Below are 23,187 nucleotides of genomic sequence, written 5' to 3' on the forward strand. Positions count from 1 at the left end.
GATTTTCCACGCTGGGCGTGGGAAATCACGCCGAAATCCCTGAGTTAGGGTGCACTCGATGTCCAATCCGCTGCGCAGACTGACCGACGCCCTGGCGTTGGCCGGGATGCGGCCACCGCTGAGCCTGCCGACCGGCACCAACATCGATCTGCGCGGCAAGCGGGTGCTGCTGACCGGTGCGTCCTCGGGCATCGGCGAGGCCGCCGCCGAACAGTTCGGCCGGGCCGGGGCGACGGTGATCGTGGTGGCGCGCCGCCAGGAGTTGCTCGACGCGCTCGCGGCCCGAATCCGCGCCGACGGCGGCGCCGCCGAGGCCGTCACCTGCGACCTGGCCGATCTGGACGCCGTCGACGACCTCGTGAAAACCGTTGGCGACGTGGACATCCTGATCAACAACGCGGGGCGGTCCATCAGGCGGCCGATGGCCGAGTCCCTGGACCGCTGGCATGACCTGGAACGCACCATGGCGCTGAATTACTTCTCGCCGCTGCGGCTGATCCGCGGCTTCGCGCCCGGCATGATCGAGCGCGGCGACGGCCACCTGATCAACGTGGCCACCTGGGGTGTGATGAACGAGGCCGCCCCGCTGTTCGCGGCCTACAACGCCTCCAAGTCCGCGCTCGCGGCGGTGAGCCGGGCCATCGAGACCGAGTGGTCGCCCAAGGGCGTGCACTCCACGACGCTCTACTACCCGTTGGTGGCGACTCCGATGATTGCGCCGACCAAGGCCTACCAGGGGCTGCCCGCGTTGAGCGCGGCCGAGGCCGGCGAGTGGATGGTGCGCGCCGCCCGGACCCGGCCGGTGCGCATCGCCCCGCGGATGGCGGTCACCTCTCGAGCGGTCGACGTCGTCGCACCCGGTCTGCTGAACGCCATCATGAAGCGCCAGGGCATCCAGCCCAGCTGAGACCCGGCGCGAACGGGCGCAAAGTACGGAAAACCCGCGGCGTGTCAGGCGGGGACACGCCCGCTCGCGGGGGGTGGGGCTCGCGGGGGTGGGGGTCGCGGAGGTGGGGGTCGCGGGGGTGAGAGCGGGGGGTGGCGGGCATCGGGTAGACACATCAGCATGGAGATACTTGCCAGTCGCGTGCTGTTCCGGCCGGCCGATTACCAACGGTCGGTGCGTTTCTACCGTGACGACATCGGGTTGGCGGTGGCCCGCGAGTACGCGGGCGGCACGGTGTTCTACGCGGGGCAGTCGCTGATCGAGCTCGCCGGCCACGGCGCCCCGCCCGCCGGGACGCCGCCGTTCCCGGGCGCGCTGTGGCTCCAGGTCCGCGACGTCTACGCCGCCCAGTCCGAACTGCAGGGCCGTGGGGTGCCGATCACCCGCGAAGCCCGCCGCGAGCCGTGGGGCCTGCACGAGATGCAGGTCAGCGATCCCGACGGGGTCACGCTGATCTTCGTCGGGATCCCCGAGGACCATCCGTTGCGGCGCGACACCCGCGGCTAGGATCGTCGCATCGCTACTTTGCGCACACTCGTAGTTCCGCCGGGCCCGTCGGCGCAGTCGATGATGGCCGCGCTGAGCGCCGTCCTGGACGGGAGCGCCACCCCCGTGCTGCCGGTGCCCGGCGGGGACCTGCGCCAATACGAGCTGTTGACAACGTCTTTGCGGGTCGGCGAGGAGATCGACGACGATGTCGCGCTGGTGGTGCCCACCTCCGGCACGACGGGCACCCCCAAGGGGGCGATGCTCACCGCGCCGGCGCTGATCGCCAGCGCCACGGCCACCCACGACCGCCTGGGCGGTCCGGGCACCTGGCTGCTGGCGCTGCCCCCGCACCACATCGCCGGCGTGCAGGTGCTGATCCGCAGCGTGGTGGCGGGAACCACCCCCGTCGAGATCGACGTATCGGCCGGCTTCGACGTCGCCGCGCTGCCGGCGGCGGTGTCCGCGCTGATGATGGGTTCGGGCCGCAAGTACGCCTCGTTGGTCGGTGTGCAGTTGGCCAAGGCACTGGCCGAACCGGCCGCCGGCGCCGCGCTGGCGCAGTTGGATGCCGTGCTGCTCGGTGGCGGACCGGCCCCGGCCTGGGTGCTGGAAAGCGCTGCGGTGGCGGGAATTTCGGTGGTGCGCAGCTACGGGATGAGCGAAACCGCCGGTGGTTGCGTCTACGACGGGCTGCCGCTGGACGGCGTCCGCGTCCGCATCGACGACGACGACCGCATTGTGCTGGGCGGGTCGACGCTGGCCAAGGGCTATCGCAACCCCACCACCCCCGACCCGTTCGGCGAGCCCGGCTGGTTCCGCACCGACGACATTGGCGCCCTTGACGATTCGGGGGTGCTGCGGGTCCTCGGCCGCGCCGACGACGCGATCAGCACCGGGGGCCTGACGGTGCTGCCGCAGCCCGTCGAGGCGGCCTTGAACACCCATCCCGACGTGGTCGACTGCGCGGTGTTCGGCCTCCCCGACGAACGGCTGGGCCAACGGGTCGCGGTGGCCGTCGTGCTGGCCGAGGCCGCCGCGGCGCCCACCGTCGCCGAACTGCGCGAGCACATCACCCAAACCCTGGACCCCACCGCGGCCCCGCGGGAGGTCCACATCGTCGACGAGGTGCCGCGGCTGGGCATCGGCAAGGTGGACCGGCGGGCCTTGGTGCAGCGCTTCTCCATCGGCTGATCGAGCATGATGGAGACCATGCGTCGTGAAGTCAGCACCGCCGAAGACCTGCGCGAGATCGTGGGCCACCCCAACGAGTACGTCGCCAACAAGGTCGGCCGCAAGCTGGCGCCCATCCACCGGGACTGGCTGGCCCATTCGCCGCTGGGTTTCGTGGCCACCACCGACGCCGACGGGCGCGTCGACGTCTCCCCGAAGGGTGATCCGTCGGGCTTCGTCCAGGTGATCGACGAGACCACCATCGCCATTCCGGAACGCCCGGGCAACAAGCGCGTCGACGGCTATCTGAACGTGCTGCAGCGACCACAGGTCGGCACGCTGTTCGTCATCCCCGGTCGCGGCGACACCCTGCGGATCAACGGTCGGGCCACGGTGCTGGCCGACGCCGACTACTTCGACGCCATGAGCATCGCCGGCAAGCGACCGCTGCTGGCACTCGAAATCGCCGTCGAAGAGGTGTTCTTCCACTGCGCGCGGGCCTTCCTGCGCGCCGACGCATGGGTACCGGAGAGCTGGAATCCGACCGCACTGCCCAGCGTGGCGCAGATGGCGCAGGCGCTGCGGACCGGCATGAGCCTGGCCGAGTTGGAGGCCTACTACAACGAGGACAACATGCGCACAATGCTGTACTGACGAGCCACGGTCACCACACCGACATCAGCGCCACGTACACCGCGGTGCCGACCAGGATGCTCAGCAGGGCGTGACCGCGCCACCAGTGCAGTCCCGCGGTGACGACGACGGCGATCACCAGCCACAGCAGGTCCAGTCCGCCCGCCACCGCCCCGGGGCGCAGCGTGTAGATCACCAGCATCACCATGACCCCGAGCGGCATGTGCAGGCCGAGGTACTTCACCAGCACGCTGTGGCGCATCGGCGCCAGCCCGGCGAACGGCAGCGCCCGCAGCAGCCAGGTGATGGCCGCGGCGACCAGCACCAGCACCGCGATGTAGCCGTTGTCGGGCACCTCAGCCCACCCCGGCCGGGCGCCGCCAGAACCGCACCACGAGCGCGGTGGTGAACGCCGTGAACGCCACCAACAGCAGCTGCCCGGGCACCACGATCCAGGCGGCGATCGCGCACGCCGCGGCCGTCAGCGCCGTCAACCGGTCCGGTCGTTGCCGGTACGCCTCGATCGCCAGCACGATGAACAGCGCGGTGAGCGCGAAGTCCAACCCCTCGAGCCGATCGATGGGCAGCGCCGTCCCCACCAGGGCGCCCAGCGCCGCGGCCGTCACCCAGAGCCCCTGCAGAAACAGCTGCATGGTCACGATCGGCCGGGTGGTCCACGTCGCGGCCTCCGGGCTCACCGCCACCGCGTAGGCCTCATCGGACATCGCGTAGGTGCTGAACAGCTTCACCCACCAGCCGCGGACCCGCTCCAGCGGAAACGACAGCGCGTAGAACACGTGCCGCGAGTTCACGATGAACGCCGTCAATGCCACGGTCGCCACCGGCGCACCGGTCGCGGCCAGGCCCACCATCAGGAATTCCAGCGAGCCGGCGTAGATCACCGCGGCGAACACCGGGGCCCACCACCAGTCCAGTCCCGCGTTCACCACCAGCACCCCCAGCGCCATCCCCAACGGGATGAACGCCAGCCCAATCGGCACCGTGAGCCCCAACACGTCGCGCAGGGTGTGCCGGGGTGGACGATCGGACATGCCCAACAGTGTCGCGCCCGGCCAGGCGCTCCGGCGAACCGGTGGCATCGACGCAGGTAGTGGAGTTTCGTCAGGAACGCAAAAGGGTACAGACGGCCCATGACCACGCGGGTTCTCGTAGCCGACGACGACCTCGTCGTCCGCGACATGGTGCGCCGGTACCTGGAACGCGACGGCATGGTGGTTTCGGTGGCCGGCGACGGCCTGCAGGCGCTGCGGCTGCTGGAGAACGAGCGGGTCGACCTGGCGGTCATCGACGTCCTGCTACCCGGCTGCAACGGTCTGACGTTGGTGCGGCGTCTGCGCCAGGGGGGCGACTTCAGCGTCCCGGTGATCCTGTTGACCGCGCTGGGCGAGGAGGACGACCGCATCGCCGGCCTGGAGGCCGGCGCCGACGACTACGTGACCAAGCCGTTCAGCCCGCGCGAACTCGCGCTGCGGGTGCGTTCGCTGCTGCGCCGTGCCCCCGGCACCGCGGCCCAGCCCGCGGGCGAACTCACCGCCGGCGCCATCACGGTCTCCACGACGGCCCGCGCCGTCACGGTCGACGGTGAACCCGTCGGCCTGACCAACCGCGAATTCGACCTGCTGCTGTTCTTCCTCACCCACCGCGAAACGGTGTTCAGCCGCCAGGAGTTGCTCAACCAGGTGTGGCATTGGGACTACGGCGATCTTTCGACCGTGACCGTGCACGTGAAGCGGCTGCGCGCGAAGCTCGGCGACCATCACCGCATCCACACGGTGTGGGGCCGCGGCTACTTCTGGCGGAACCACGCCGCCATCCGGAACGCCGACAGTCACCGTGCCGGATGACCTGATCAAGATCGTCGGGCTGGCGCTGGCCTGCTCGGTGCCCGTGGTGCTCGCCGGCACCCTGCTGATCCGGCTGGCGCGGTCCTGGTCCTTGGCGGCCAGCATGGTGGCACTGGTGCTGATCCCGTTGGCCGCCACCTTCACCGGGGTGCTGGGCGTCAGCGGTTTCATGATGAGCGACACGCCGGCCAAGACGGCCGTGGTGGTGGTGATCGTGTCGGTGGTGACGATCCCGGCGGCGGTCATGCTGGGCCGCTATCAGGCGCGACGCACGGTGTGGGAGCGCGAGATTCGCGATGCCGAACGCGCCGCCGAGGACTCTCGGCGCAAGCTGGTCGCGTTCGTCAGCCACGATCTGCGCACCCCGCTGGCCGGAATCCGGACGGTGGCCGAGGCGCTCTCCGATGGCCTGGTGGATCCCGAGGACATTCCCCAGCACGCCAAACACATTGAGCAGGAATCGATTCGGGTTTCCGAGATGGTCGAGGACCTGTTCGAGATGTCCAAGATCAACGCCGGCGCCATTGCACCGGCGACCGACCTGGTGGAACTGGACCAGGTCATCGACGATGTGGCCGCCGCCTATCAACTCGTCGCCCAGCGCGCCGAGGTGGCGTTGCGCACGGTGCTGCCCACCGAACCGATCCGCGTCGTCGGTAGCCACCGCGACCTGACCCGGGTGTTGTCGAATCTGGTCGCCAACGCCATTGCCCACACCCCGGAGCGGGGCTCGGTGACCATGACGCTCGGCTGCGACGACGACGCCGCCTGGATCCGGGTGGACGACACCGGCTCCGGTATCCACGACGGGTCGCTGGCCCGGGTCTTCGACCTCGCCTATCGCGGATCCAACGAGCGGGTGCCGCGCTCGGATCCCTCGCTGCCCAACGGTTCCGGGCTGGGGTTGGCGATCGCGGCCGGCCTGATCACGGCCCACCGCGGCACGATAGCGGCGCGCAACACCGACACGGGCGCCCGGTTCGAGGTGCGGCTACCGTCGGACTGCTGAGGGCTACTCCGCCAGCGAGCCGGCCAGGCGCTCGGCCGCGGCCACGTAGTCCTCGATGAACTCCAGCACCACCTCGCGCGCGGGCTTGACCTTGTTCATCAGGCCGACCCCTTGGCCGACGAAGTAGGTCGCCAACGCCTGGGCGCCCTCGTGACCCGAGGCGGCCAGCTTGTCCACCCGCCGCAGTTCGGATTCGACGAGCATCGACTGCAGCGGCAGGGGCAGCGGCTTCTGCGCCCCCTCGTTGGGCGCCCACGCATCGGTCCAGTCCGAAACCAATTGGCGCGACGGCTTTCCGGTGCGCCCGGCCGACCTGATGGTGTCGCGCGAGGAGGCCGCCAGAAACTTCTGCACGGTGTACGGCGCGGTCTCGGCCTCTTCGGTCGTCAGCCACACCGAACCGGTCCACGCACCCGCCGCTCCCATCGCGACGCAGCCCGCCATCTGCTTGCCGGTCACGATGCCGCCGGCCGCGAGCACCGGTGTGTCGCTGCCCATCTCCGCGAGGGCGGCCAGTACCTCCGGCACCAGCACCAGGGTGGACACCTCACCGCAGTGCCCGCCGGCCTCGGTGCCCTGGGCGACGATCAGGTCCACACCCGCGTTGACCTGCTTGATCGCATGCTCCTTGGCGCCCACCAGCGCGGCCACCGGAACACCGGCGGAGCGGCCCGCCTCGATCATGTAGTCCGGCGGCACCCCCAGCGCGTTGGCCATCAGCTTGATGGGGTGCCGAAGCGCCACGTCCAACAGTGCCTCGCCGGTGTCCCCGGACAGGCTGCTGCCGCCGAGCCGACGATCCTCCTTGACCGGGATGCCGTGGCTGGCCAGCAGTTCGTCGACGTAGGTCTTGTACTTCTCGGGGATCCGATCGGCGAGTTGGGCACCCGTGACGCCCTCGCCCTTGCCCTCGTACTTGGCCGGCACGATGATGTCCACGCCGTAGGGCTTGCCCCGGACCTGCTCGTCGATCCAGGTGAGCTCCTGCTCGAGCTGCTCGGGCGTGTACGCGGTGCCACCCAGCACGCCGAGCCCACCCGCGTTGGTGACCGCCGCGACGACGTCGCGGCAGTGGCTGAAGGCGAAGAGGGGGAAGTCGATGCCGTACTGCTCGCAAATCGGTGTCTTCATTCGGCCAGTATGACTTTACAGGTGTCAAAAACTCAATCGCCGGCCACCGCATTCGACGTCAGGGCAGTTCAACGGGCCGCATCAGGTCCACGTGGGTGCGGCAGTGCGCGCAGGTCCCGGTGCCGGTCACCCGGCCCAGGGCATCGAACACCAGCCGCTGGAACGGCCTCGGGTGGTGTTGGGATTCGGCGTCCGGGTCGGCCACCAATGCGATGGCCGCGTAACACATTTCGAATTCACGGGCCAGCGCCGACTCCGGACAGCCGGTCAGGTTGATCAGGGTGCCGCCGTCGGCGACCTCGCCCAACCCGGTCACCGCCGACCGCAGTCCCGGACAGTACGGGTCCGGCACGACGACGGCACCCGGTCGCAACGTTGCAGTGCGGCTGCCCACCGTGCACGGCCCGAAGATCCGCCGCACCCCCAGGGAGCGCAACGCCCACATGTTGGCGCGGTAGGGCACCGCGTGCGGCGAGTTCTCGCGGTGGTGGCCGTGGCGGGGCAGGAAGGCCACTTCGCGATCGCCGACGATGCCGAAGGTGATGGGCCCGCTGGGCAGCCCGTAGGGCGTATCGAGGGTGACGGTACGCGCGTCCGTGCCGAAGAACGAGTAGAAGCCGCGGCCCCCGATGACTCCGAGCATCCGGCCATTCTGCGGCATGCGACGATCTGTGCATGGCCACCGTCGCGCAATGGATCCAGGGCGCCCGTCCGCGGACCTGGACCAACGCCATCGCCCCCGTGATCGCCGGCACCGGGGCCGCGGCCGCGCTGGGCGCCGCCGTGTGGTGGAAGGCCCTGCTGGCGTTGGTGGTCGCGGTGGCACTGATCATCGGGGTGAATTACGCCAACGACTATTCCGACGGCATCCGGGGCACCGACGACGAGCGCGCCGGACCGCTGCGGCTGGTCGGATCGCGGCTGGCCACACCGCGTTCGGTGCGCGCGGCGGCGGTGGCGAGCCTGGCGGTCGGCGCGCTTGCCGGGGTGGCGCTGGCGCTGGTGAGCAATCCGTGGCTGATCGCCGTGGGGGCGGTCTGCCTGGCCGGTGCGTGGTTCTACACCGGTGGTTCAAAACCCTACGGGTACAGCGGCTTCGGCGAAATCGCGGTCTTCGTCTTCTTCGGCCTGGTGGCGGTCCTGGGCACGCAGTACACCCAGGCGCTGCGGGTGGACGTGGTGGGGCTGGCGGCGGCGCTGGTGATGGGCTTGTTGTCCTCGGCGGTGCTGGTGGCCAACAACCTGCGCGACATCCCCACCGACACCACATCGGGGAAGATCACGCTGGCGGTGCGCCTCGGCGACGTCCGGACGCGCCGGTTCTATGTGGCGCTGCTGGTGCTGGCCGCCGCAATCACGGTGGCCCTGGCGTGGGTGACGCCGTGGGCGTTGCTGGGCCTGTTGGCCGCCGCCCTAGCGGTGCGCGCCGCGCGGCCGGTGGCCTCGGGCCGCACCGGTGCGGCGCTGATCCCGGTGCTGCGCGACACCGGGCTGACGATGCTGGTGTGGGCGATTGCGGTGGCGCTGGCGCTGGCGCTGGGCTGAGCAACCGGCCCGGGCGCGGGCCAGTCCCGGCCGGAACGCTCAGGCGGCCTGGTTGAGCAGCCCGACAATCGCGGCGCGCAACTGCACGACGTAGACGTGCTCGGTGATGACGCTCAGGGTGTAGCGGTCCCCGGCCCGCACGATGCCGAGCACCACGTGTTCGGTGCGGATCTCTTTGCTCTTGTGCGCCAAGGCTTCCCGAAGGGCAAGCTCGAGCGACTTCTTGGCCGACCGGTTGAACGGCAGGTGCCCGCGTCGGCGTCGGCGGCGCCCGGATTTGCCCAGGGCGGCGTCGAAGGCCCCCGGACCGAAGGACGCGCTGACCGCCTCGCGGACGGCGTGCAGATCGATGCCGATCGCACGCAACGCCTCGGCGTCATCCTCGGAGACGGCGGAATCGTCGGCCGCGAGCCGGGCGCGCACCCCGTCGGCCGTCAGCCCGTAACCGGCGAACACCGCGGCCAGGTCCTCCCCCGCGCTTTGCAACGCGCCCACCAACAGATGCTCCGGTCCGATTTCGCCGGCACCGAGGTCGCGCGCCTCCTCCTGCGCCAGCACGACGGCGGCGCGAGCGCTGCGGCTGAACCGCTCGAACATCGGCTACCTCCTCCGGTTGTACTTCTGGTGGACGGCCTGCCGGCTGACATCGAGCGCGTCGGCGATGGCCTGCCAGCTCCACCCCTGCTCCCGGGCGTTGGCGACGTGCAGCGCCTCGAGCCGTTCCTGCAGCCGCTGCAACGCACCCACCGCGCGCAATCCGACGGCGGGATCGATGTCGCCGAGCGCCTGATCGAGACCCGCGTCCTCCGGTTCCGGGACAGCAGTCATAACTGTCAAGCTAACTTGACATGTCGGTTCGTGTCAATGGATGTTGACAGATGCCCGAGGTAGTGACAGATGACATCCAATCTGTAATGTCTGTCGGGCGCGGCCGGGACGGACGTCGGGACGCCCCTGATGTCCGAGCGGCCAGCTTGAGGGAGAAACCATGGGACGTCCACTGCTGCAGGCACGGTCGGCGCTCGGCTTGGTCGGCCACCTCGGCCGCGGGGTCCAGCGGGTCGCCACCGACGCGGTCCTGGGCTCGCGGCTCGGCGCGCCGCGGGCGGTCGAGGATCTCGATGCCGCGACCCTGACCAAGATCATCGGCCGCCGAGTCACCGATGTCGCCGTGCTCGACGGTGATGCCGGCACCTCGTCGCGGGCGCGACTGGCGCTGACCGGTGACGGGGTGCCCAGCTCGGTGTTCGTCAAGATGCCCGCGAACAACCCCGCCACCCGGTTGATGGGCGAACTCGGCCGGCTGGCCGACACCGAGGTCCGGTTCTACCGCGAGCTGTCCCAGGAACTCACCGGGGTGCCGCGGGCCTACGGCACGTCCTTCGACCCTCTCACCGGCCGGTTCGTCATCGTCCTCGAGGACCTCGCCGTCGGCGGGTGCGAGTTCCCCGACACCTTGCATCCGCTGAGCCCCGCCCGGGCCGGTCTCATCGTGGAGCTGCTGGCGCAGCTGCATGCCAAGTTCTGGGGTCGGTTGCCGACTGGCCGCGGGCCGTTGGATTGGCTCTACACCGCCTCCGGCGACAGCACCTCCCTGCTGACCGGAGCACTGATGAACACCTCGGTGAAGCGGCTGGCCGACCGCACCGAGATCCCGGTCGAGAACGGCCGCTTCATCATCGACAACTACCGCGCGGTCGCGACCCTGATCGACACACCGCCGCATACCGTCATGCACGGCGACGCCCACCCCGGCAACGTGTACTTCCGCGACGGCGCGGCCGGGCTGCTGGACTGGCAGGCCGTCCGGCGCGGGCATCCGTGCCGCGAACTGGCCTACACGCTGATCACCGGCATGACCCCGGAGGACCGCCGGGCCTGCCAACGCGACCTGCTCGACCAGTACCGCGGGGCGCTGGCCGCCGGGGGCGGACCCGAACTGGCCGCCGACGACCTGTGGCTGCGGTTCCGGCAGGGTGCGCTGTACGCCTACGTCGCGGCGCTGATCACCGCGGGGCTGGGCGGCATGCAGGTCGAGGACATCGCGATGGAAGGGCTGCGCCGTGCCGTGGCCGCCCTCGATGACCTGGAGACGGTGGCGGCTCTGCAGGCTGCGCTGTAGGCGCGGGTCACGACGACGGCGGCGGGTCTTCGCCGCGCAGGCGGGCCTGCAGCTGTTCCCGGTCCCGGCGACGACGCTCGTCCACCGCGGCGATGCTGGCCGTGGCGCGGCGACGCAGCGGCGCGAACAGCCAGATCCCCAACGGCAGCGCGATCACCAACGCGAACAGCATGGCGACCACCAACGGGATGTCGCCGACCCCGATCAGGTGCGCGCCGTAGAAGATGACGGCAGTCAGCAGCCCCACCAACACCAAGCGCGCGCCGATGTAGGCGAGCACGTCGAGCACCATTGCACCGGTGGAGTCTTTGTCTGCCACGGGTCCGAGCCTACCGACACCGCGTATCATCGAACAAAGGAGGTTTACGTGCTCTACCTGCTCGTCATCCTGATCATCGGGGCCCTGGTGTACACCGGTTGGCGTTTCATGCGCGCACAGGCCAACCGGCCGCCGACCCGCGTCATCGGACCCGATGACGACCCAGAGTTCCTCTGGCGACTCAGTCACGGCGATAACAACCCGCGCTGACCACCGGCCGCCGGCGGCGGTGGCCGGTTTCAGGCCGGCCGGAACTCGGCGGGGAACCCGTCGGCGACCACGGCCGCCAATTCGACCAGCGCGTCCCGCGTCGATGGATGCAGCCGGTCCAGGCTGATCTCGGCACCCTCCTCCAGGTGCGGATCGAACGGCACCGTCCGCACCGCCCGACACCGCCGCGAGAAGTGGTCGACAACCTTCTGCATGTCGACCTTGCCCGAGCGCGGCCGCACCGCGTTGACGACGCAGACCGAGTTACGCACCAGCTGCTCGTGGCCGTGCGCATCCAGCCAGTCCAGCGTGGCCGAGGCGCTGCGCGCCCCGTCCACCGAGCCGGAGCTCACCACGATCAAGGTGTCGGCGGCCGAAAGCACCGCCGACATCGCCGAATGCATCAACCCGGTGCCGCAGTCGGTGAGCACCAGGCTGTAGAAGCGTTCCAACACCTCCAGCGTGCGGGCATAGTCCTGGGAGCTGAATGCCTCCGAGACCGCCGGATCGGTCTCCGAGGCCAGCACCTCCAGCCGGCTCGGCGATTGCGAGGTGTACCGGCGCACGTCGCTGTAGCGCTCGATGCCCTCGGCCTCGCGCAGTAGGTCGCGCACCGTCGCGGGGGTTTCCAGCGGCACCTTCTGGCTCAGGGTGCCGCGGTCGGGGTTGGCGTCCACCGCGACCACCCGGTCGCCCCGGATCGAGGCCAACGTCGCACCGAGCGTCGCGGTGATGGTGGTCTTGCCGACCCCGCCCTTGAGGCTGAGCACCGCGATCTGATAGCACCCCTGCAGCGGATGGTTGACGTGCGCGATGAGGTTGCGGCGGTGGGTGTCCTTGGGGCTTTCACCCACGTTGATGGTCTTGCCCGAAAGCACGTAGAGCAGCCGGCGCCAGCCGCTGGCGGGGGCCGGTTTGACGGGCCGGAGCAGCGCGCTGGTGGCCAGATCCGGATACGGCGTCTGCGGCACTTCCGGCCGGTACGGCGGCGGCAGGACCGCTCCGGGCGGGTGGGCGCCGGGCGGCGCGGGCGGCCACGGCGCGGGCGGCGGCCCCACGGGTCCCGGTGCACCCGGATAGTGGCCGACGACCGGGAATCCGGTCGGCGGTGTCGGATCGTTCCATTCCGCCGGCGGGGCCGGCGCACTGAAGCGCTGCTCGTGGCGGAATCCCGTGGGTGCCGGATAGCTGCGCTGCAGATCGGGGTCGGACGGTTCGGGCGCCGAATGCCGCGGCGCCTCGTCGGCGGACGGCGGGTCCGGCAACCAGGCGGGCGGGTCGTCGTGTTCTCTGCCGTGACGAGCATCCGCGCCGTGCGCCGGTTGGTCAGACAATGGCCCATTCCCCCTAGTCGATGTCTGGTGCGTGCACCTTATCGCAGGGAACTCCGCCGTCGCGCCCCCGGAAATCTCCGGCGGATACCGGTGCCGTCAGCCGACGCCGGCGTAGGAATGCAGGCCGACGGTGACCAGATTGATGAAGAACAGGTTGAACACCATCGCCACGAATCCGACCACGTTGATCCAGGCCGCCTTCTTGTCGCGCCATCCGGCGGTCGACCGGGCGTGCAGGTAGGCCGCATACACGACCCACGCGATGAACGACACCGTCTCCTTGGGGTCCCAACCCCAATAGCGTCCCCACGCCTCCTCGGCCCAGATGGCCCCGAAGATCACCCCGAAGCCGAACACCGGGAACGCGAAGATCGTGGTGCGGTAGGCGATCCGGTCCAGCGTCTGCGCATCCGGCAGCCGCGAGACGATCCGCGACATCACCCCGTCGCCCGAACTCTGGGGGTCGCCGAACCGGGACATCTTCAGCAGGAACAGCAGACTCGCCACGCCGGCGACCAGAAACACCCCGGAGCCCAGGCTCACCACCGAGACGTGGATCGGCAACCAGTACGACTGCAGCGCCGGCATGACCGGGGCGGCGTGGCTGTAGAGCCACTTGCCCGACACCGTCAGCAGGATCAGCACCGGCACCAGCACGAACACCCACAGCGCGCGGTACTGCGGACGCCGCAGCACCACCGCGGCCGCCGCCAGTCCGCAGAAGCTGGTGAGGTTGATGAACTCGTACATGTTGCCCCACGGCACCCGGCCGGTGGACATGCCGCGCAGCACTATGCAGGCCAGCAGGAAGACGATGCCGAGATAGACCAGCGCCAGGCCGGTGCGGCCGACCCGGTCGTCCAGAGAGCGGCGCGGGCTGTCGTCGACGACGACGCCGGGGGTGTTGCTGTCGGTGCTCACCGCCGCACCCGCCCCGGCGCGCACGAGTTCGCGCTCGTCGACCTTCTTGCTGCGGCTGTAGGCCAGCTCGACGGCCAGCAACAGCAGGGCCACCGTGAGGACCAGGACCGACGAGGTGAACGCCCAGTCCGAATACCGGGCCAGCTCGAGGTCCACGTGCTCGCTGTTCATCAGACTCTCTCCTTTGCCGCGCCCACTTCGACGACGGCCAACAACCGTTTCGTGAGCCGTTCGAACTCGTCGCCCCAGCCCGAATTGTCGGTGCGCGCCAACCCGCCCAGCTCGACGTTCACGGTACCGGTGACGTCCGGGTTCGCCGCACCGGCGGCCACGGCCGGGGTGAGGCGCACCCAGATCCGGCGCCGGCGGATCACCAGCGACACCAACAGTCCGGCCATCATCGTCAGCGAGAACACCAGCACCCACAGCTGACCCGGATCGTGCGACACCTGCAGGTTGACGAACGGCGTGACCCGATCGAAGCTCAGCACCGAACCGTCGTCGAGGCGCACGTCGTCGCCGACGCGCAGGTTGACCCGGTCGAGTTTCTCGAGGCGGCCCTGGTCGATGAGCTTCTGGTCGAGGCTGAACAGCGACTGCGGCCGCCCCGAGTCCAGGCCGGTGTCGCCGCGGTAGATGTCGATCGCCACGGCCGGGTTGTTCGGCGCCGGATAGCTCGAGGACAGCAGCGTGCCGTGCAGTTGTTCGGTGGGTGCCAGCAGACCCTGGACCGCGATCTGCTGTTTGCGGCGTTCGTCGACGTCGGGGTACATGCCCGCGGGCGGGTCGATCCGCACCACGCCCGAGGACAGCAGCGTGAGCTGGTCGTCGGGCCGCCACTGGATGGTCTGGGAGCGCTGCTCCCCGTTGGGGAACGTGACGGTGAACGTCGGCGCGTAGCCGTGGCCCTGCAGGTAGACCCGGTCACCGGCGACCCGCAGCGGATGGTTCACCGCCAACGCGTGCGGCTGCCAGTTGTCGGCGGCCAGCTCGTCGCCGGCCTGATAGGAGACGTTGGCCGCGAACGAGATGGCCTGGCCGCTGGGCAGATACTCCGCGTCGAAGTCGTGCACGCGCACGCAGATCGGCTCCAGGGACGTGCCGTCGACGGTGTTGCCGGCCCGGAACGAGTCGAAGGCCGCCGGTGAGGCCGAGCAGAACCCCGGGCCGCCGTCGGCGATGACGATCACGTTGCCCTCGTAGCCGAACATCTTGCCGAACGCGATCGCCACCAGCAGGCCCAGCAGCGAGAAGTGGAAGACCAGGTTGCCGAACTCGCGCAGGTAGCCCTTCTCGGCCGAGAGTTCGACGGCGCCTTCCGTACCGGCCCCGCCGGGGCGCACCACCTTGCGCCAGCCGCGCAACCGGCCCGCCATCGCGTCGGCGATCTGGCGCGCATCGCCGACGAGTTCGGCCTCGGCGTGCTTGGGCAGCCGCCCCAGATTGCGGGGCGCCGGCACCGGCACCGCGCGCAGCGTGCGGACGTGCTCGATCATCCGCGGCGTCAGACATCCCACCAGCGAGATGAACAGCAGCACGTAGATCGCGGTGAACCAGAAGCTGGAGAACACGTCGAAGAACTGGAAGCGGTCCAACCACACCCCGAGCGTGGGATGCGCGCCAAGGTACTCGTCGACCTTGCCGGCGTTGAGGCTGCGCTGCGGCAGCAGCGCACCCGGGATGGCCGCCAGCGCCACCAGGAACAGCAGCACCAGGGCGGTCCCCATGGATGTCAGCCCGCGCCAGGTGTTGCGAATCGTCGCCAGCACCCGCCGGATCATGCCGGTCAAATCGGCAACCTCACGTCGCTGATGAACGCGTCGCGCACCCAGGAGATGAATTCGTTCCACAGCCCGCTCACGAGCGCCAGACCGACGAGGATCAGCAACACCCCGCCGATGACCTGGATGGTGCGGGTGTGCCGGCGCAACCAGTCCAGCCCGCCGAAGGCCCACGACGAACCGAGGGCCAGCAGGATGAACGGGAGGCCCAGGCCCAGGCAGTAGGCGATCACCAGCACCACCCCGCGGGCGATCGTGGTGCCGTCGGTGGCCGAGGCCACGGTGATGACGCCGGTCAGGGTCGGTCCCAGACACGGCGTCCAGCCCAGCGCGAAGACCGCGCCGAGCAGCGGCGCCCCGGCGACCGTCGACAGCATCTTGGGGGTCAGGCGCGCCTGGCGCTGCAGGGTCGGGATGTACCCGATGAACGCCAGCCCCATGATGATGATCACCACGCCGCCGACCCGTTGCAGCACAAGCTGATTGGTGATCAGGGAGGTCGTCATGCCCAGTACCGCGACGGTGCCCAGCAGGAACACCGCGGTGAAGCCGGCCACGAACAGCAAGGCCGACCCGGCCACCCGCAACCGTTGCGTGCGCAGCTTGACCGCGCCCGCGGCAGCGTCGGTGTGCTCATCGACGCCGACCACCGCGGCCAGATACGACAGATATCCGGGCACCAGCGGGACCACGCACGGGGACGCGAACGACACCAGGCCGGCGAGCACGCAGAGCCCGAGCGCCAGCAGCAGCGGGCCCGAGGCGGCGAGTTCGGCGGCCCCGGTCACGGCTGCGGTCCCGGTGCTGGTTCGGCGGCCAGTCGCTGCACGACGGGCAACAGATCCTCGGCGAGCAGTTCACGCAGGAACACCGCGGCCACGCGGTGCTCGCGGTCCAACACGATGGTGGACGGGATGGCCGAGGTGGGGTACCGGCCGCCGAAGGCGATCATGGTGCGCATCGGCGGGTCGTAGATCGACGGGAACGTGATGTTGCGGTCCAGGATGAAGTCCTTGGCCGCGTCGCGGTCGTTGTCACGCACATCGATGCCGAGGAAGGCCACGCCGTCGTCGCGGGTGGCGTCGTACACCTGTTGCAGCTGGGTCATCTCCGTGCGGCACGGACCACACCACTGGCCCCAGACGTTGATCACCACCACATCGCCGGCGAACTCCGCGACGGAGCGCTCCCGCTCGGGGTCCATCAGGTCGGGTCCGCGGATCGGTCCGGGCTGTCCGCGGGATTGCGGCGGGTCGTAGAAGATGTCGGTCTTGCCGCCGGGCGCGACGAACTCGAACGTCCCGCCCTGGGCGACGGCGTCGTCGCCGGTGGCGCAGCCGGTCAGCGCGAGGCAGCCGGCCATCGCCAGCGCCACCAACGCAAAGATCCGACCGCGCCGACTCACAAGCCGGCCGCCGGTTCCGAATACGACACGTCGACCAACCGGTCACCGTCGAAGGTGAAGGTGGTCAGCGAGGCCAGGTTGCACTGTCGGCGACGCGGATCGTGCGCCAGGCGCGTGCCCTGCATGAAGCGGCGCAGCGTCTCGACGGGCAACTGGTGGCTGACGCAGACCGCCTCGTGGCCTTCGGCCTTGAGTCGGGCCCGGTCCACCGCGGCCGACATCCGCGCGGCGATCACCCGGTACGGCTCCCCCCACGACGGCGTCAACGGGTTGCGGACCTGCCACCACACCTTGGGGTGCCGCCACACCCCGTCGCCGGGCGACATCCGCTTGCCCTCGAAGTAGTTCGCCGATTCGATCAGGTCCTCGTCGGTGCCCAGCGACACCCCGTGATAATGCGCGATCGGTGTGGCGGTCTCCTGCGCACGCTCCAGCGGGGAGGCGATCACCACCGCAATGTCATTGTTCGCCAAGGAATCCGCGACGGCCTGGGCCTGGGCCCGACCCCGTTCGGACAGGTGGTAGCCGGGCAGTCGGCCGTACAACACACCCTCCGGGTTGTGCACCTCACCGTGGCGCATCACATGGACACGCGTCTTCGAACTCACTCAGGCCTCCGGGTCGGTAGCGGCAGCCGCGGCGCGGGCCGCCACCGGCAGCGCATCGGCGATTCGGGTGAATGCGTCGTCGTCGAGCGCCGCCGAGACGAACCACGCCTCGTAGGCGCTGCACGGCGGGTACACCCCGGCGTCGAGCAGAGCGTGGAAGAACGGCGGGAAGCGCCAGGTCTGGCTGGCGCGCGCGGCGGCGAAATCGATCACCGGATGCTCGGTGAAGAACACCGACAGCATGTTGCCGGCGCGTTGAACCCGGTGTGTCACACCGGCTTCGGCCAGCGCGTCGGTGAGCAATGTGGCCAGCCGGTCGGCGTTGGCGTCGAGCTTGGCGTAGACGGCGTCGTCGGCCGCGCGCAGCGTCGCCAGGCCCGCGGCCATCGCCACCGGGTTCCCCGACAGCGTGCCGGCCTGATAGACCGGGCCCAGCGGGGCCAGCCGGTCCATCACCTCGGCGCGGCCGCCGAAGGCCGCGGCGGGCAACCCGCCGCTCATCACCTTGCCGAAGGTGAACAGGTCGGCCTCGACCGGGTCGAGGCCGTACCAACCGCCGCGGCTCACCCGGAATCCCGTCATCACCTCGTCGAGGATCAGCAGCGCCCCGTGCTCGGCGGTGATCCGGCGCAGCGCGGCGTTGAAACCCGGCTGCGGCGGCACGCAGCCCATGTTGCCGGGGCTGGCCTCGGTGATGACGACGGCGATCTGGGCGCCGTGCTCGGCGAAGGCCGCCTCGACGGCGGCCACGTCGTTGTAGGGCAGCACGATGGTGTCGGCGGCCGTGGCGCCGGTGACCCCGGGCGAGGACGGCAGGCCGAGCGTCGCCACCCCCGAACCGGCGTCGGCCAGCAGCGCATCGACGTGGCCGTGGTAGCAGCCGGAGAACTTGATCACCTTGGAGCGGCCGGTGAAGCCGCGGGCCAACCGCACCGCGCTCATGGTGGCCTCGGTGCCGGAGTTCACGAACCGCAGCTTCTGCACCGGGGCGACGCGGTCGACGATCGCGGCGGCCAGTTCGGTTTCGGACGGGGTCGGGGCCCCGAAGGACAGGCCCTGCCCCGCGGCCGTCGATACCGCGTCGACGACGGCCGGGTGCGCGTGGCCCAGGATCATCGGACCCCAGGAACACACCAGGTCCACGTAGCGGTTGTCGTCGGCGTCGGTGAGCCAGCAGCCCCGCGCGGAGGTGATGAAGCGGGGCGTTCCGCCGACGGCGCTGAATGCCCGCACCGGCGAGTTCACCCCACCGGGGATCACCTCGGCCGCCGCGGCGAACAGCTTGGCGGACTGATCGGTATTGGCCATGGCCTCCAGTGTCCCAGCTGCCGTCGCCGGGATCTCCTACAGGGTGTAGTTGTTAGGCCGGGGTCAGCACGAAAACCGGGTGATCGGCCGCGTCGGGCAGCTCACGAAAGTACCCTTCAACGGTCTTTCCGAGCTTGGCGCGGTAGGCCGTCAGCACCGGCGGCCGCTGTTCGACCGGAATTTCGCTGGCGGTGAAATGCGCGGTTCCGGTGCGGTTGGCCACGCTGACCCGCGCGGTGGCGCGCACATTCTTGACCCAGTGCGCCTCGCCGCGGGTGGAGACCAGATAGCGCTGGCCGTCCACCAGGACCGTCGTGACCGGGATCTGCTGCGGTTCACCGGTGCTGCGCCGGGTCACCGTGAGGGTTTCCGCGCCGGCCAGTCCGGTGGCCATCGCGATGCGGTTCAACACCTTGGCGGTGAACCAGTTCTGCTTCAGATAAACCATGTTCGCAGCGTGCCGCAGCCCTGGTTCTACCGCAATGTCGAGGAGATAATGACCGGCATGCAACTTCCGCAGTGGCTGGCCCGGTTCAACCGGTATGTGACCAATCCCATCCAGCGGATCTGGGCGGGCTGGGCGCCGACGTTCGGGATTCTCGAGCACGTCGGGCGCAGGTCCGGCAAGACCTACCGGACCCCGTTGACGGTGTTTTCCACCGACGAGGGCGTGGCGATCCTGCTGACCTACGGTCCCGACCGGGACTGGCTCAAGAACATCACCGCCGCGGGCGGCGCCCGCATGAAACGCCGCGGCCGCACCTTCGCCGTGACGGACCCACGGGTGGTCAGCAAGGCCGAGGCCGCCCCGTATGTCCGGGGCCTGGGCAGCGGGCTGTTCCCCAGACTGCCGTTCGAGAACGCGGTGCTGCTGCGCCGGGTTTGACCCCAGGCCTCGCCGTCGCTAGTGCACCGACAGGAAGTCGGCGAGCGCTGCGGTGATGCCCGTGTGTGCGGGGCCGATCCAATGCAGGTGCGTCGGGCTGGTCGTCTCGTAGAGCGTCGCACACCGGATCGTTGCCGCGAAGTTCTGCGCGTGTCGAAATGAAACCGCGCCGTCGGAGCGAGATGCGGTTATCAGTGTTGGGACGGTCACCAGAGAATGAATGTGGGCACGGTAGTCGCTCAGCTGGCGGGTTGCTTGGCGGATGTCGTTGCCGAAACCATAACCCGAACCCATTGCGTTGAACATGGCACGCGCGCTCGCGCGGTCAGTCGGCGACATCTGCGGCCACCACTCGTCGTCGGGTAACCGCGTCAACGACTTCATCATCGTCCTCAGGCCGGCGTCGCTGGCCACCAGCCGCCGGATCGCGGCCCACGTCATCTTCTGCGTCACCGACCCGAAAACGCAGCGTGCTGCCGCACGCTCCATCAGGGTGTCCGGATAGGGCAGCACCGACGGCGCGCAACTGTGCAGAGTGAGTTTCGGGGCGAGCTCGGGCGCCAGTACGGCGGTATGCATTGCCTGTAGACCGCCGAAAGAGACTCCGACGGCACCGGCCGAGCGCTCAATACCGAGACGCCGGCACGTTTCGACGACCAGCGCTACAAACTCCGCCGCGGTCAAGGGGCCAACATCCGTGCCGCCGTATCCGGGACGCGAGAAGCACAGCACCCCGTGGCCGAGCGCGGTGTAGAGACGCTCACCGGTTGGCGTGGCCGCACTGGTGTGCCCGCCGGGAAACAGCAGTATCGGCGGCTTGGCCGCGGGCAGGTAGCGGACCTCGACCGGTCCTGCGCCGGTATTGACGATCTGCGTTCCCTCCACCCGGTCCATGATGGACCACGATGTCAGAAGCGGTAGCGCAAGACCCACACGCGGCGCCGCGCCTGGGCGCGCCACCGAGCGAAGACTTTAGCGATAACCCTTGTGGGCCAGGGTAATAGGGCAGTCTCGGGCGCTTGTGCCCCGAGCTGTCCTTCGACAAGTATCAGCCGCGGGTTGAGTTGGCCACCACATGCGGATCGCTGAATCCGAAGCCCCGGTATGCCGTCGAACGGATCAAACCGGAAGCGCTGCAAGCACTCTGCTCCACACCGATGCCTGCCGGCGCACATGGCCATCGCCGACGGGGAGCGCGGCCGGCTGCGGGGACCTACGGCACCGTGCAACGGTGTCGCTGCGCACCGCGGCTAGTCATTCGAACGGGCCATCGCGGGTCACCGCCGCTTCGGGTAGTTGGTGCCACCGATCCAGTACTGCCGGGAGCTCGGCCATCAGAAAGGCATAGAAATCGCGCATCTGGGTCAGGCGCGCACGAGCCGGGCTGTGATCGTCGGTGACGGCGATGCCGGCATCCGCGGCAGCCTGCATCAACCCCATCGTCTCGTTCTTACTGGTGAACAGGACGGCCCAGGCATTGTCCCGCAGCCGGTAGTGGTCACGGCGGCTGCCGGGTGCCGGAACCCGCTCGGCCAACCCGACCGACGTGAGCATCTTGAGCGCCCCCGAAATCGCCCCGGCGCTCGCATTGAGGGTTTCGGCCAGTTCACCCATCGTGACGCTGGACTGCTCGGTGAACAACAGTGTCGCCAACACCCGTGCGGTCATCCGCTGCAACCCGTTGTTGGTCAACACGACGGCGAGCTGCTCGGCCGCCTGTTGCAGATCGAGAGACGCGTCCACCTCGAATCCTCCTCACCCCAATACTCTTCACTAATTACTGAAAGTTTAGTACAGTCAGCCTCGGTGTTCCGGGAAGTCTGGTCGGAGATGTTGTAGCTCGCTGTGCGCGGTGCCCGCGCCGACCGGAAAGGCTACCGAGAACCCGATGCCCACGACGCCGAGCAGAGTCGCTCCACCACCTACCAGCACCGAAGTGATCCAGGTCGAAGAGCTGACGTTCACCTATCCGAAAGCGGCCCAACCGGCGGTGCGCGGTATGGATTTCACCGTAGGGCGGGGCGAGGTTTTCGGGTTCCTGGGCCCCAGCGGCGCAGGAAAGTCGACCACCCAGAAACTGCTCATCGGACTCTTGCGCGGACACGGCGGCCAGGCCAGCGTGTGGGGCTGCGATCCGCAGGCGTCGGGCCCGGATTACTACCAGCGGGTCGGGGTGTCCTTCGAACTACCCAACCACTATCACAAGCTGACCGGCCTGGAGAATCTACGCTTTTTCGCCTCCTTGTATGACGGGCCGACCGCAGACCCGATGGCGTTGCTGGAGTCGGTCGACCTGGCCGAGGCCGCAAATACCCGAGTTGGCAAGTACTCCAAGGGAATGCAGATGCGGCTGACATTTGCACGGTCGCTGATCAACAACCCCGAGTTGTTGTTTCTCGACGAGCCGACCTCGGGACTGGACCCGGTCAACGCCCGCAAGGTCAAAGACATCATTCTGGGACTCAAAGCCGAAGGCCGCACGATCTTTCTGACCACGCATGACATGTCCACCGCCGACGAGTTGTGCGATCGGGTGGCGTTCGTCGTCGACGGCGGCATCGTCGCGCTCGACACGCCCGCCGAACTGAAGATCGCCCGTAGTCAACGGCGGGTACAGGTGCAATACCGCACCCACGACGGGACATTGGCTACCGCCGAGTTCGCCATGGACGGTCTGGCCGACGACCCGGCGTTTCACGCCGTGCTGCGCAACCATCATGTCGAGACCATTCACAGCTGTGAAGCCAGCCTCGACGACGTCTTCGTCGAAGTCACCGGAAGGCAGCTGACATGACCCGCCTCGTTACGGCGCTGCGCCTGGAACTGACGCTGCAGACTCGACAGAAGTTCCTGCACGCCGGCCTCTTCTCCGGCCTGATCTGGCTGTCCGTGCTGTTGCCGATGCCGCAGCACCTGCGCCCGGTCGCCGAACCCTATGTGCTCGTCGGCGACGTCGCCATCATCGGATTCTTCTTCATCGGCGGTGCGGTCTTCTTCGAAAAGCAGGAACGTACCCTCGGCGCCATCATCTCCACACCCCTGCGGTTCTGGGAATATATCTGCGCCAAACTCATTGTGCTGGTGTCGATTTCATTGTTTGTAGCGATCGCGGTGGCAACAATCGCGGGCGGGTTCGCCTATAACCCGCTGCCACTGATCGCCGGGGTCGTGCTGGGCACCCTGTTGATGCTGATGGTCGGGTTCATCACCTCGTTGCCCTTCAGTTCAGTGACCGACTGGTTTCTGGCCGCGACAATCCCGCTGTCGATCATGCTGGTCCCACCACTGATCTACTACTCCGGGCTGTGGCCGAACCCCGTGCTGTACGCCATCCCCACCCAGGGCCCGTTGCTGCTGCTGGGCGCGGCGTTCGATCAGGTGGACCTGAGCACCGGTCAGATCATCTACGCAGTGAGCTATCCACTGCTGTGCCTGGCCGGTTTGTACCGGGTCGCCAAGGTGCTGTTCGGCCGGTATGTCATCGAGAGGTCGGGCGCGTGGTGAC

General features: G+C 69.0%; 29 protein-coding genes. 12 read left to right on the forward strand and 17 right to left on the reverse strand.

All coding sequences use genetic code 11. The features are described 5' to 3' along the window. Positions 1–58 precede the first annotated feature (58 nt). The 4 genes from RCP80_RS19725 to RCP80_RS19740 all read left to right on the forward strand — a co-directional run bounded on the left by RCP80_RS19725 (position 59) and on the right by RCP80_RS19740 (position 3,259). Entirely contained in the window at positions 59–907 is an 849-nt protein-coding gene (locus RCP80_RS19725; protein WP_308479283.1) for an SDR family oxidoreductase, read from the forward strand. Between the two features lie 159 nt (positions 908–1,066). Then, the gene (locus RCP80_RS19730) at positions 1,067–1,453 is read left to right on the forward strand and encodes a VOC family protein (RefSeq protein WP_308479284.1); all 387 of its coding nucleotides are present in this window, start codon (positions 1,067–1,069) and stop codon (positions 1,451–1,453) included. A gap of 63 nt (positions 1,454–1,516) precedes the next feature. Next, positions 1,517–2,626, forward strand: coding sequence for an o-succinylbenzoate--CoA ligase (menE, locus tag RCP80_RS19735; RefSeq protein ID WP_308482937.1), 1,110 nt, complete (start codon positions 1,517–1,519; stop codon positions 2,624–2,626). Positions 2,627–2,644: 18 nt separating this feature from the next. Next, positions 2,645–3,259: an MSMEG_1061 family FMN-dependent PPOX-type flavoprotein gene (locus RCP80_RS19740; protein WP_308479285.1), complete on the forward strand. Its 615-nt coding sequence runs from the start codon at positions 2,645–2,647 to the stop codon at positions 3,257–3,259. Between the two features lie 10 nt (positions 3,260–3,269). On the opposite strand, the gene RCP80_RS19745 is transcribed toward RCP80_RS19740, so the two are convergent. After that, positions 3,270–3,593: a branched-chain amino acid transport AzlD family protein gene (locus RCP80_RS19745; protein WP_308479286.1), complete on the reverse strand. Its 324-nt coding sequence runs from the start codon at positions 3,591–3,593 to the stop codon at positions 3,270–3,272. 1 nt (position 3,594) lies between these two features. Then, a complete protein-coding gene (locus tag RCP80_RS19750) occupies positions 3,595–4,290 on the reverse strand; it encodes an AzlC family ABC transporter permease (RefSeq protein WP_308479287.1) in 696 nt (231 codons plus the stop codon). Between the two features lie 99 nt (positions 4,291–4,389). Between RCP80_RS19750 and RCP80_RS19755 the strand changes: the two genes are divergently transcribed. Both RCP80_RS19755 and RCP80_RS19760 read left to right on the forward strand, forming a co-directional pair. Then, a complete protein-coding gene (locus tag RCP80_RS19755) occupies positions 4,390–5,103 on the forward strand; it encodes a response regulator transcription factor (protein ID WP_308479288.1) in 714 nt (237 codons plus the stop codon). Continuing rightward, positions 5,093–6,112 carry a sensor histidine kinase gene (locus tag RCP80_RS19760; RefSeq protein WP_308479289.1) on the forward strand — a complete coding sequence of 340 codons (1,020 nt, stop codon included), beginning with the start codon at positions 5,093–5,095 and terminating at the stop codon, positions 6,110–6,112. The genes RCP80_RS19755 and RCP80_RS19760 overlap by 11 nt, the downstream gene beginning before the upstream one ends. A 3-nt stretch (positions 6,113–6,115) precedes the next feature. On the opposite strand, the gene RCP80_RS19765 is transcribed toward RCP80_RS19760, so the two are convergent. Both RCP80_RS19765 and RCP80_RS19770 read right to left on the reverse strand, forming a co-directional pair. Further along, the gene (locus RCP80_RS19765) at positions 6,116–7,243 is read right to left on the reverse strand and encodes an NAD(P)H-dependent flavin oxidoreductase (RefSeq protein WP_308479290.1); all 1,128 of its coding nucleotides are present in this window, start codon (positions 7,241–7,243) and stop codon (positions 6,116–6,118) included. A 58-nt stretch (positions 7,244–7,301) separates the two neighbouring features. After that, a complete protein-coding gene (locus tag RCP80_RS19770; protein ID WP_308479291.1) occupies positions 7,302–7,886 on the reverse strand; it encodes a phosphorylase family protein in 585 nt (194 codons plus the stop codon). A gap of 32 nt (positions 7,887–7,918) precedes the next feature. Here RCP80_RS19770 and RCP80_RS19775 point away from each other — a divergent pair, with 32 nt between their 5' ends. Beyond that, the gene (locus RCP80_RS19775) at positions 7,919–8,788 is read left to right on the forward strand and encodes a 1,4-dihydroxy-2-naphthoate polyprenyltransferase (protein ID WP_308479292.1); all 870 of its coding nucleotides are present in this window, start codon (positions 7,919–7,921) and stop codon (positions 8,786–8,788) included. 39 nt (positions 8,789–8,827) lie between these two features. On the opposite strand, the gene RCP80_RS19780 is transcribed toward RCP80_RS19775, so the two are convergent. Beyond that, positions 8,828–9,385: a Clp protease N-terminal domain-containing protein gene (locus tag RCP80_RS19780; RefSeq protein ID WP_308479293.1), complete on the reverse strand. Its 558-nt coding sequence runs from the start codon at positions 9,383–9,385 to the stop codon at positions 8,828–8,830. Positions 9,386–9,388: 3 nt separating this feature from the next. Beyond that, positions 9,389–9,616: a helix-turn-helix domain-containing protein gene (locus RCP80_RS19785; RefSeq protein ID WP_308479294.1), complete on the reverse strand. Its 228-nt coding sequence runs from the start codon at positions 9,614–9,616 to the stop codon at positions 9,389–9,391. 160 nt (positions 9,617–9,776) lie between these two features. Here RCP80_RS19785 and RCP80_RS19790 point away from each other — a divergent pair, with 160 nt between their 5' ends. Then, on the forward strand, positions 9,777–10,910 hold the full coding sequence (locus RCP80_RS19790; protein WP_308479295.1) for a phosphotransferase: 1,134 nt from the start codon (positions 9,777–9,779) through the stop codon (positions 10,908–10,910). Between the two features lie 7 nt (positions 10,911–10,917). Here the strand turns inward: RCP80_RS19790 and RCP80_RS19795 are convergent, their stop codons facing one another. Continuing rightward, positions 10,918–11,202 carry a DUF4229 domain-containing protein gene (locus RCP80_RS19795; protein ID WP_308482938.1) on the reverse strand — a complete coding sequence of 95 codons (285 nt, stop codon included), beginning with the start codon at positions 11,200–11,202 and terminating at the stop codon, positions 10,918–10,920. A gap of 75 nt (positions 11,203–11,277) precedes the next feature. Between RCP80_RS19795 and RCP80_RS19800 the strand changes: the two genes are divergently transcribed. After that, positions 11,278–11,439 carry a hypothetical protein gene (locus RCP80_RS19800; protein WP_308479296.1) on the forward strand — a complete coding sequence of 54 codons (162 nt, stop codon included), beginning with the start codon at positions 11,278–11,280 and terminating at the stop codon, positions 11,437–11,439. Between the two features lie 29 nt (positions 11,440–11,468). On the opposite strand, the gene RCP80_RS19805 is transcribed toward RCP80_RS19800, so the two are convergent. The 8 genes from RCP80_RS19805 to RCP80_RS19840 form a co-directional block, all read right to left on the reverse strand. Then, positions 11,469–12,773 (reverse strand): MinD/ParA family ATP-binding protein, encoded by a 1,305-nt coding sequence (locus tag RCP80_RS19805; RefSeq protein WP_373693383.1) that lies wholly within the window; start codon positions 12,771–12,773, stop codon positions 11,469–11,471. A 96-nt stretch (positions 12,774–12,869) separates the two neighbouring features. Further along, positions 12,870–13,865: a c-type cytochrome biogenesis protein CcsB gene (ccsB, locus tag RCP80_RS19810; protein WP_308479297.1), complete on the reverse strand. Its 996-nt coding sequence runs from the start codon at positions 13,863–13,865 to the stop codon at positions 12,870–12,872. Beyond that, positions 13,865–15,475 carry a cytochrome c biogenesis protein ResB gene (gene resB / locus RCP80_RS19815; protein ID WP_308482940.1) on the reverse strand — a complete coding sequence of 537 codons (1,611 nt, stop codon included), beginning with the start codon at positions 15,473–15,475 and terminating at the stop codon, positions 13,865–13,867. The genes ccsB and resB overlap by 1 nt, the downstream gene beginning before the upstream one ends. 5 nt (positions 15,476–15,480) lie before the next feature. Further along, entirely contained in the window at positions 15,481–16,263 is a 783-nt protein-coding gene (locus tag RCP80_RS19820) for a cytochrome c biogenesis CcdA family protein (RefSeq protein WP_308479298.1), read from the reverse strand. Continuing rightward, on the reverse strand, positions 16,260–16,838 hold the full coding sequence (locus RCP80_RS19825; protein WP_308482941.1) for a TlpA disulfide reductase family protein: 579 nt from the start codon (positions 16,836–16,838) through the stop codon (positions 16,260–16,262). Before RCP80_RS19825 ends, RCP80_RS19820 begins: the two co-directional genes overlap by 4 nt. Positions 16,839–16,876: 38 nt before the next feature. Then, entirely contained in the window at positions 16,877–17,488 is a 612-nt protein-coding gene (locus RCP80_RS19830) for a histidine phosphatase family protein (protein WP_308479299.1), read from the reverse strand. Then, on the reverse strand, positions 17,489–18,796 hold the full coding sequence (gene hemL / locus RCP80_RS19835; protein ID WP_308479300.1) for a glutamate-1-semialdehyde 2,1-aminomutase: 1,308 nt from the start codon (positions 18,794–18,796) through the stop codon (positions 17,489–17,491). It lies immediately after the preceding gene. Between the two features lie 52 nt (positions 18,797–18,848). Next, positions 18,849–19,244, reverse strand: coding sequence for a nitroreductase/quinone reductase family protein (locus tag RCP80_RS19840; RefSeq protein ID WP_308479301.1), 396 nt, complete (start codon positions 19,242–19,244; stop codon positions 18,849–18,851). Between the two features lie 57 nt (positions 19,245–19,301). Here RCP80_RS19840 and RCP80_RS19845 point away from each other — a divergent pair, with 57 nt between their 5' ends. Continuing rightward, the gene (locus RCP80_RS19845) at positions 19,302–19,682 is read left to right on the forward strand and encodes a nitroreductase family deazaflavin-dependent oxidoreductase (protein ID WP_308482942.1); all 381 of its coding nucleotides are present in this window, start codon (positions 19,302–19,304) and stop codon (positions 19,680–19,682) included. 18 nt (positions 19,683–19,700) lie between these two features. On the opposite strand, the gene RCP80_RS19850 is transcribed toward RCP80_RS19845, so the two are convergent. Together RCP80_RS19850 and RCP80_RS19855 are read right to left on the reverse strand one after the other, a co-directional pair. Beyond that, positions 19,701–20,576, reverse strand: a complete 876-nt coding sequence (locus RCP80_RS19850; RefSeq protein ID WP_308479302.1) for an alpha/beta fold hydrolase — start codon at positions 20,574–20,576, stop codon at positions 19,701–19,703. A 360-nt stretch (positions 20,577–20,936) separates the two neighbouring features. Beyond that, positions 20,937–21,407 (reverse strand): GbsR/MarR family transcriptional regulator, encoded by a 471-nt coding sequence (locus tag RCP80_RS19855; RefSeq protein ID WP_308482943.1) that lies wholly within the window; start codon positions 21,405–21,407, stop codon positions 20,937–20,939. 163 nt (positions 21,408–21,570) lie between these two features. Between RCP80_RS19855 and RCP80_RS19860 the strand changes: the two genes are divergently transcribed. Together RCP80_RS19860 and RCP80_RS19865 are read left to right on the forward strand one after the other, a co-directional pair. Continuing rightward, a complete protein-coding gene (locus tag RCP80_RS19860; protein ID WP_308479303.1) occupies positions 21,571–22,476 on the forward strand; it encodes an ABC transporter ATP-binding protein in 906 nt (301 codons plus the stop codon). Further along, positions 22,473–23,186 carry a fluoroquinolone export ABC transporter permease subunit gene (locus RCP80_RS19865; protein WP_308479304.1) on the forward strand — a complete coding sequence of 238 codons (714 nt, stop codon included), beginning with the start codon at positions 22,473–22,475 and terminating at the stop codon, positions 23,184–23,186. The genes RCP80_RS19860 and RCP80_RS19865 overlap by 4 nt, the downstream gene beginning before the upstream one ends. The last annotated feature ends 1 nt before the right edge of the window (position 23,187 follow it).

It is taken from the genome of Mycolicibacterium sp. MU0053 (assembly GCF_963378095.1).
Classification (GTDB): Bacteria; Actinomycetota; Actinomycetes; order Mycobacteriales; family Mycobacteriaceae; genus Mycobacterium; species Mycobacterium burgundiense.